Genomic DNA, 2,116 nt, shown 5'->3' with positions numbered 1-2,116 from the left:
TCATCGCGGGCAAGCCCACTCCCATAGGGATTAAAGGACATTGGGAAGAGTGTGTGAGGCCTTGGGTTGCAGGCGATCCAGCGCTCGGTCTCCAGGATTTTGACCATGCCGATCAAGTACACGGTTGCGCACCCCATGTGGCAGTGATCGTCCGCACTAACGTATTGATGGGCAACGAAGGCAGGGTGAGAAGAGCGGGTGGATTGCAGATCGTTCAAGTAAAGCGGGGCAGAACTGTTAAAAATAGTTCTGCCCCGCTTATTATAGGGAGTGGATGTTAAATTTATGCTGGTTGGTATTTGACATGAAGATTGTCAATCTCCAAATAAGAGTATGGTTCTGTGTCAATAGTGTAGATTCTTAACCAAAATTCAAAGAGGCCAGAAATTGTCGGTATGTACTTACCGGAGTATGTATGCCACTGTCCATCCGCAGGTTGGGTCGGGATGCTCGTGTGGCTTCCGGCAGGAGCGCCCATGGCAGTTATGAGAATTTCAGTGACAGCGGTGGTTGGGTAAGTGCGCATGTCGAACTTGAACGTTAACTCTTCTCCTTGTTTGAATGGTATCTCATAGCGCTTTCTCATGTCTGTGTTGTTATGGGAAATATTTGCCCTGTAGCAAGTGTTCCCTTTTCCCAAGCCATCGACAGTTCCGATAGCACCTAAGTCATCAGTGGAGAACCATTCATTAAAGTTGGCGTTGAATTTTGTGTTGTCTTTGATGTCGTCCGAACTGCTCATTTGAAGCTCCTTGAATGTGCGGTATTTATGGGTCTATTTAACTAGCGCGTTTGTTGTCTGCTGCTGGCTGGTAAAATGGTTGCGTGATCAGTTAATCAATGTTGAGGGGGGTTGTATACTGTCAAAATTAACAGGTTTTATATTGATTTAATACCGTTCATCGGGTCGTAATCTCCAAGTTGATGGTGTGGAAAGAATAGGCGGCCACGATGGCAGGTGGCATCAATGATTTCGCAACGGGTCTGGTTACGGGACTTTCGAACAAATGCTCAAGGAACTTTAGTTCTGAACGAAAGAACACGGCTTGACCGGCCTGTAGAGCGAGAGAACAAAGTAGAACGGGACAGGTCTGATAAATAGATCTGTCCCGTATTTTGGTCTTTTCCAAAGTAGGGAAAATTATTTAGGTAGTATTTCCCCAGCTTCTCTGGCGCCAATCGCCTCGGTGATTAGATTACTCGATAACATACTGTTTCTCTTCTGTCTGTAGCTTGCCCAACACCGAAACTCCAACCGGACAATAAAACGTTTTCCGACCAAAAAGGGTCAGGGCTATTTGAGCCCATGTTGTAATCATCTGATATTCCAGGTGAGTACTGCGCCCTCAAATCGTTAAGTGTGTCTGATGTTAAGGGTAGATAGCTTCCTCCAACCGAAGCAATCCAAGTTCGAGACTCGCTGCCAATTAGACGTGATGAGTTATGCAGAACCTGATGGACTACAATTGATGAGCGAACAGTGTAACTTATTGTTTGGGCTGGGCTGGAAGAGTCGGTAACGGTTATAGTCGCAACCCCCCCACGTAGACCTCTGACTACTCCTTGAGATGTGACGGAAGCTACTGAGGGGGTGGATGACTGGTAGTAGTAGGGTGAGGTGCCGCCAGAGGCCGGTCTAAAATTCCGGAATTCTATATCCAGGTCATTCCAGCGCAGGGAAGCTACTGGGGAAAATTTCCGACCACTAAATATCATATCGGTTTGATCTATAGTAAGCCTTGGGGTGGTCCTGACTATATAGTTTGTGCTTTGAAACTGTACTGCTCTCGAGTCAGTTGCGCTGCCGTCAAAGGTAACTTTACACGTCACAGTAATCTGACGGCCTGTAGGCAACGCCGCCAACCAACTACGCAACACAGCCTTATTCACCAACCCATTCGCCGCTTCCCCTGACGTAATCGGATAATTCGCCAACACTACCAAGTCCGCCACACCACTGCTGCTACAGGTCAACCACACCCGTTGGCCGGTCGCACTCAGGCGCCACTTGCCCACGGCCGCTGTTGCGTTGCCGGCAAAGGTACTGAGGTCCAGCGTGCCACTGTTGGCGATGCCGTTGATCAGCGGCCGGGGAAAATTGGCGGCCGCAATGGTG

General features: G+C 48.5%; 2 protein-coding genes. Both read right to left on the bottom strand.

Going from position 1 to position 2,116, the window contains the following annotated elements; translation table 11 throughout:
- Positions 1–283: 283 nt before the first annotated feature.
- The gene (locus GNF76_RS29165; protein WP_155586494.1) at positions 284–742 is read right to left on the bottom strand and encodes a hypothetical protein; all 459 of its coding nucleotides are present in this window, start codon (positions 740–742) and stop codon (positions 284–286) included.
- 449 nt (positions 743–1,191) lie between these two features.
- A complete protein-coding gene (locus tag GNF76_RS30035; protein WP_379652616.1) occupies positions 1,192–1,716 on the bottom strand; it encodes an Ig-like domain-containing protein in 525 nt (174 codons plus the stop codon).
- Positions 1,717–2,116: the final 400 nt, after the last annotated feature.

The organism is Pseudomonas spelaei (assembly GCF_009724245.1).
In the GTDB taxonomy this organism is placed as follows: domain Bacteria; phylum Pseudomonadota; class Gammaproteobacteria; order Pseudomonadales; family Pseudomonadaceae; genus Aquipseudomonas; species Aquipseudomonas spelaei.
The sequence above is the reverse complement of the archived record's forward strand: the minus strand, read 5'-3'. Positions and strand labels throughout refer to the sequence as shown.